This is a genomic window from Hydrogenophaga sp. (assembly GCF_051007235.1).
In the GTDB taxonomy this organism is placed as follows: Bacteria; Pseudomonadota; Gammaproteobacteria; order Burkholderiales; family Burkholderiaceae_C; genus Hydrogenophaga.
In genome coordinates, this window is record NZ_JBPCSJ010000552.1 from 1 (window position 1) to 5889 (window position 5889).

The window sequence follows — 5889 nt, forward strand, 5'->3', positions numbered from 1 at the left end:
CCTGGCCGTCTCGTTCGTGAGCGGCAAGGATGCGCGCCTGATGGCCGACATCGAGAAGCTGATCGGCAAGAAGCTCGAACTCGAAGCGGTGGAGCTGGAGGCCGACAAGCGCCCGGCAGGCCGCTTCAACGACGGCCAGCGCGCCTGGCGCGAAGGCGATGCGGGCGGCAGCGAGGCGCCGCGCGAAGTGAGTCGTGAAGGCCGCGAAATCCGCGAAGCGCGCCAGAGCCGCGAAGGCCGTTCCGGCCGTGACGACCGCGCCGGCAGCGACCGCCGCCCGATGCGCCCCGCGCGCGCGCCGGCGGATCCGCTGTTCGACAAGCCGTACGAACCCAGCCAGCCCTCGGAAGCGCCGCCGGCCTGGGAGGCCTCGGCCAAGCCGACCACCAGCCGTCTCTCTCCCAACATCAAGACGCGCAAGAAGGTGGCTGCGCTGTTCAAGAGCGCGCCTGCGCCCGAGACCAACCCGACCGAAAACGCCTGAAGGGCGGGCCGGTTCGCCTCTGGGCCGCCTCGAGGCGAATCAGTCCCCTGCCCCGGGAGGCACCGGGGCCCTGCCCGGTGCTGCGGCGGCGCCCCCTTAGCCCCCAGGGCGTTGCGCCTGTTCGCAGCGCACGCTGATGTGCTCGATATTGCTCGGCGTCTCGCCCACGCGCGCCGCCGTCAGACAGCCGCCCCACACACAGCCCGTGTCCAGCGGCAGCACGCCGGGGCGCTGCACCGCACCCAGGGTGGACCAGTGACCGAAGGCCACCGGTGTGCCCGCGGTGCGGCGCTGCGGCACCTCGAACCAGGGCATGAACCCGGCGGGGGCCGCGTCGGCGCTGTCCTTGGTCTCGAACTCCATCACCCCGTCGGCTGAGCAAAAGCGCAGCCGTGTGAGCGCGTTGACGATGACACGCAGCCGGTCGTAACCGCGCAGGTCGTCGCTCCAACGGTCGGGTCGGTTGCCGTACAGGTTGTGCATCAGCACGCCCCAGTCGGCGCCCCGCAGTTCACGCTCCAGTTCGTGCGCCAGCGCCAGGGTCTGTGCCGCGTCCCACTGCGGCAGCACGCCCGCGTGCACCAGCAGCCAGCCGTGGGCCATCAAGGCCATGGGGCGGTGGCGCAGCCAGGTCAGCAGGGCGCTGCGGTCGGGCGCGTCCAGGATGTCCTGCACCGTGTCGCTGCGGTGCGGCTTGCGCACGCCGTGGGCCACGGCCAGCAGGTGCAGGTCGTGGTTGCCCAGCAGACAGTGGGCGCTGGCGTCCAGCGCCATCAGGCGCCGCAGCACCGCCAGCGAATCGGGGCCGCGGTTGATCAGGTCCCCCAGCAGGTACAGGGTGTCGCGGCTGGGCGAGAAATCGATCGTCTGCAGCAGGCGCCCGAGCGGGGCATCGCAGCCTTGCACGTCGCCGATGAAATAGGTGGCCATGGCGCGATTGTCCATGTCGTCGGGGGCCGGGCCGTGCGCCGACGGGGTCCCAAGCGTTCTAAGGGACAATTCCCGTTCCCATGGACACCCTGCTCATCCTTTTCCTCACCCTGCTCAACGGCGCTTTCGCCATGTCCGAAATGTCGCTGGCCGCCAGCCGCAAGGCGCGCCTGGCGGCCATGGCCGAGGCCGGGGACAAGGGCTCTCAGGCGGCCATGAAGCTGCTGGAGCACCCGACCCAGTTCCTCTCCTCGGTGCAGGTGGGTATCACCTCCATCGGCATGCTCAACGGCATCGTGGGCGAAGCCGCGTTCAGCGGTGGCGTGGCCGACGCGCTGGTGGGCTGGGGCATGGCCGACGGCACGGCCGAGGGTGTGGCCACCGGCATCGTGGTGGCGGTCATCACCTTCGTCACCATCGTGTTCGGCGAACTGGTGCCCAAGCGCATCGGCCAGCTCTACCCGGAAAACGTGGCCCGCTGGGTCTCGCGGCCCATGACCTTCGTGGCCCAGGCGGCCAAGCCCTTTGTGTGGCTGCTCACGCATACCACACAGTGGGTGCTCAAGCTGCTGCGCATCAACACCAGCGGCCAGCAGCACGTGACCGAAGAAGAGATCAACGCCAGCCTGGAAGAGGGCGTGGACGCCGGCATCATCGAAGCGCACGAGCACCATATGGTGCGCAACGTGTTCCTGCTGGACGACAGGCAGCTGATCTCCATCATGGTGCCGCGTGCCGACATCCAGTGGCTGGACGCGGACGACACCATCGAGCACGCGGTGCCCAAGGCCTGGTCGGTCGGCCACTCGTGGTACCCGGTGTGCCGTGGCGGGCTGGACGATGTGGTCGGTGTGATCCACCTGCCGCGCCTGCTGGCGCTGCGCGAAGAGGGCGCGGCCGGCACCATCGGCGCGCACGCGCTGCCCGCCACGTTTGTGCCCGAAACGCTCAGCGGCATGGAGCTGCTGGAGCAGTTTCGCGCGCGCGCCACGCGCATGGCTTTCGTGGTGGACGAATACGGCGTGGTGCAGGGCCTGATGACGCCGCTGGACCTGCTCGAAGCCATCACGGGCGAGCTCTCACCCGAACGCCCGGTGGACGCCTGGGCGACTCGGCAGGACGATGGCAGCTGGCGCGTGGACGGCGCCATGCCGGTGGCCGAGCTCAAGGCACGGCTGGGTATCGACGAACTGCCCGACGAGGACAAGGGCCGCTACAACACCGTGGCCGGCCTCATGCAGACCGTGGCCGGTCAGCTGCTCGCACAAGGCGATCACGTGGACAGCGCGGGCTGGCGTTTCGAGGTGCTCAAGCTCGAAGGCCGCCGCATCGACCAGGTGCTGATCCGTCCGCTGCCGGCGGCAGCCGATCACTGAGGCTTGCCACGGCCCCGGGGCGCGCGAGCCGGGGGGCGTGCGGTTTCGGGGCCCAGCCGGTGGTCGAACATCCAGTCCTTGAACGCCAGCGCCGCGGCCGACAGGCGCTTGCCGCGCGGGTACACCACGTGCCAGCGGCGGATGAGGGGAAAGCCCCGCACGTCCAGTTGCACCAGTTCGCCCAGCGCCAGTTCCGAGACCACCGTGTGGGCCGACAGCACGGCCAGACCCAGGCCGCCGGCCACCGTCTGCTTGATGGCCTCGTTGCTGCCCACCTCCAGCCGGTTCTTGAGTGCGATGCCGTGCCCGGCGAAGAACTTTTCCGTGGTCAGGCGCGTGCCGGAGCCGGCCTCGCGCAGGATGAAGGGCTCGTTCGCCAGGCGCTGCGGTGAAAGGTTTTGCTGCCCCACCAGCGGGTGGTCGGGCGGCGCCACCAGCACCAGCGGGTTGTCGGCAAAGCCTTCGCTGACCACGTCCATCTGCTCGGGCGGCTGGCCCATGATGTAGAGGTCGTCCTCATTGCTGGCCAGGCGTTGCAGCAGCTTCTCGCGGTTGCCCACCACCATGGCCACGTCGATGCCAGGGTGCGCCGCGCAGAACCCGCCCAGCAGCTTGGGTACGGTGTACTTCACGGTGGTGAGGATGGCCAGTTTGAGGCTGCCGCGCTCCACGCCCTGCAGCGCGGCCAGGTCCTCGGCCAGGCGCTCCATGCGGCTCTCGATGTCTTCACACGCCTCGGCCAGCGTCTTGCCGGCAGCGGTCAGGTAGATCTTTTTGCCCAGCTGCTCGAACAGCGGCTGGCCCACCGTTTCCGACAGCTGCTTGACCTGCAGCGATAGGGTGGGCGGCGAGAGGTGCAGCGCCTCGGCAGCGCGGGCAAAGCTGCTGTGGCGCGCCACGGCCAGAAAGATGCGCAGCTGGTGCAGGGTGGCGTGACGCAGATTCATGGATCGGTTTTATATTTGACTTTGATAAACCATCATCGTCAAAACATTTTACTTTTATTAATTGTCTTGAGGCCCAAGAATCCGCTCCATCAACACCCCAACAGGAGCAATGCAGATGGCGACGAAAACCTACAACGCGGGCGTCAAGGAGTACCGCAGCACGTACTGGGAGCCCCATTACACCCCCAAGGACACCGACATCCTCGCGTGTTTCAAGATCACGCCGCAGGCCGGCGTGGACCGCGAGGAAGTCGCCGCTGCCGTGGCCGCCGAATCGTCCACCGGCACCTGGACCACGGTCTGGACCGACCTGCTGACCGACCTCGACTACTACAAGGGCCGCGCCTACCGCATCGAAGACGTGCCCGGCGACGATACCTGTTTCTACGCCTTCGTGGCCTATCCCATCGACCTGTTCGAAGAAGGCTCGGTGGTCAACGTGCTGACCTCGCTGGTGGGTAACGTGTTCGGCTTCAAGGCCCTGCGCGCCCTGCGCCTGGAAGACATCCGCTTCCCGATCGCGTATGTCAAGACCTGCGGCGGCCCGCCCCACGGCATCCAGGTCGAGCGCGACATCATGAACAAGTACGGCCGCCCGCTGCTGGGCTGCACCATCAAGCCCAAGCTGGGCCTGTCGGGCAAGAACTACGGCCGCGCGGTGTACGAATGCCTGCGTGGTGGTCTGGACTTCACCAAGGACGACGAGAACGTCAACTCGCAGCCCTTCATGCGCTGGCGCCAGCGTTTTGACTTCGTGCAGGAAGCCATCGAGAAGGCCGAGCGCGAGACCGGTGAGCGCAAGGGCCACTACCTGAACGTGACCGCCCCGACGCCCGAAGAGATGTACAAGCGCGCCGAGTACGCCAAGGAACTGGGCTCGCCGATCATCATGCACGACTACCTGACCGGTGGCCTGTGCGCCAACACCGGCCTGGCCAACTGGTGCCGCGACAACGGCATGCTGCTGCACATCCACCGCGCCATGCACGCCGTGCTCGACCGCAACCCGCACCACGGCATCCACTTCCGTGTGCTGACCAAGGTGCTGCGCCTCTCGGGTGGCGACCACCTGCACTCCGGCACCGTGGTGGGCAAGCTCGAAGGCGACCGTGCTTCGACCCTGGGCTGGATCGACATCATGCGCGACGAGTTCATCCAGGAAGACCGCAGCCGCGGCATCTTCTTCGACCAGGACTTCGGCTCCATGCCCGGCGTGATGCCAGTGGCCTCGGGCGGCATCCACGTCTGGCACATGCCCGCGCTGGTCAACATCTTCGGTGACGACTCGGTGCTGCAGTTCGGCGGCGGCACGCTGGGCCACCCCTGGGGCAACGCCGCCGGCGCCGCGGCCAACCGCGTGGCACTGGAAGCCTGCGTCAAGGCGCGCAACGAAGGCGTGGCGGTGGAGAAGGAAGGCAAGACCGTGCTGATGGACGCTGCCAAGCACTCGCCCGAACTCAAGATCGCCATGGAGACCTGGAAAGAGATCAAGTTCGAGTTCGACACAGTGGACAAGCTCGACATCGCCCACAAGTGAACCGGTCGATTTCGATCCATGACTTTGTCGCAAAGCCTTGCCGTGCCTTCAGCACTGTCTGCGGCTTTGCTTCGCGTCCTGAATCGAACTTGACCGGTTCGGACGCAGCTTCATTTTTCAAAGGAACCCATCATGAGCATGCACGACTACAACTCCCGCCTGTCCGATCCGGCCAGCCGCAAGTTCGAGACCTTCTCCTACCTGCCTGCGATGACGAAAGAAGAGATCCGCAAGCAGGTCGAGTACCTCGTCAAGAAGGGCCTGAACCCGGCCATCGAACACACCGAACCGCAGTACCTGATGGACTCCTACTGGTACATGTGGAAGCTGCCCATGTTCGGCGAGACCGACGTGGACAAGGTGCTGGCCGAGTGCGAGGGCTGCCGCCAGGCCAATCCGGACAACCACGTGCGCCTGATTGGCTACGACAACTTCAAGCAGTCGCAGGGCGCCAGCATGGTCATCTATCGCGGCAAGACAGTCTGAGAGCAGGTTCACCCCGTGCCCATGAGCGTGGCGCGGGGTGGCCGACGCAGTGAGGTAAAGGAGGAGCCGGCCGCAGGCCGGCGGGGGACACGAACGGAGTTGGCCGCGCCTCACCACGCGGAGCAGGCC

The 5889-nt window shown here is 67.0% G+C and carries 5 protein-coding genes and 1 pseudogene; 4 read left to right on the top strand and 2 right to left on the bottom strand.

Going from position 1 to position 5889, the window contains the following annotated elements:
• Nucleotides 1-484 (top strand): annotated as a pseudogene (locus ACR2JA_RS19570) (DEAD/DEAH box helicase); the annotation flags it as partial.
• A gap of 96 nt (nt 485-580) precedes the next feature.
• On the opposite strand, the gene ACR2JA_RS19575 reads toward ACR2JA_RS19570, so the two are convergent.
• Nucleotides 581-1414, bottom strand: a complete 834-nt coding sequence (locus ACR2JA_RS19575; RefSeq protein WP_434010733.1) for a symmetrical bis(5'-nucleosyl)-tetraphosphatase — start codon at nt 1412-1414, stop codon at nt 581-583.
• A gap of 80 nt (nt 1415-1494) precedes the next feature.
• On the opposite strand from ACR2JA_RS19575, the gene ACR2JA_RS19580 reads away from it, so the two are divergent.
• Nucleotides 1495-2790 (top strand): hemolysin family protein, encoded by a 1296-nt coding sequence (locus ACR2JA_RS19580; RefSeq protein WP_434010734.1) that lies wholly within the window; start codon nt 1495-1497, stop codon nt 2788-2790.
• Here ACR2JA_RS19580 and ACR2JA_RS19585 read toward each other — a convergent pair.
• A complete protein-coding gene (locus ACR2JA_RS19585) occupies nt 2784-3737 on the bottom strand; it encodes a LysR family transcriptional regulator (protein ID WP_434010735.1) in 954 nt (317 codons plus the stop codon). The two genes, ACR2JA_RS19580 and ACR2JA_RS19585, sit on opposite strands and share 7 nt — an antisense overlap.
• Before the next feature lie 115 nt (nt 3738-3852).
• Here ACR2JA_RS19585 and ACR2JA_RS19590 point away from each other — a divergent pair, with 115 nt between their 5' ends.
• Nucleotides 3853-5274 (top strand): form I ribulose bisphosphate carboxylase large subunit, encoded by a 1422-nt coding sequence (locus ACR2JA_RS19590; RefSeq protein ID WP_434010736.1) that lies wholly within the window; start codon nt 3853-3855, stop codon nt 5272-5274.
• Nucleotides 5275-5406: 132 nt separating this feature from the next.
• Nucleotides 5407-5760 carry a ribulose bisphosphate carboxylase small subunit gene (locus ACR2JA_RS19595; RefSeq protein WP_434010737.1) on the top strand — a complete coding sequence of 118 codons (354 nt, stop codon included), beginning with the start codon at nt 5407-5409 and terminating at the stop codon, nt 5758-5760.
• Nucleotides 5761-5889: the final 129 nt, after the last annotated feature.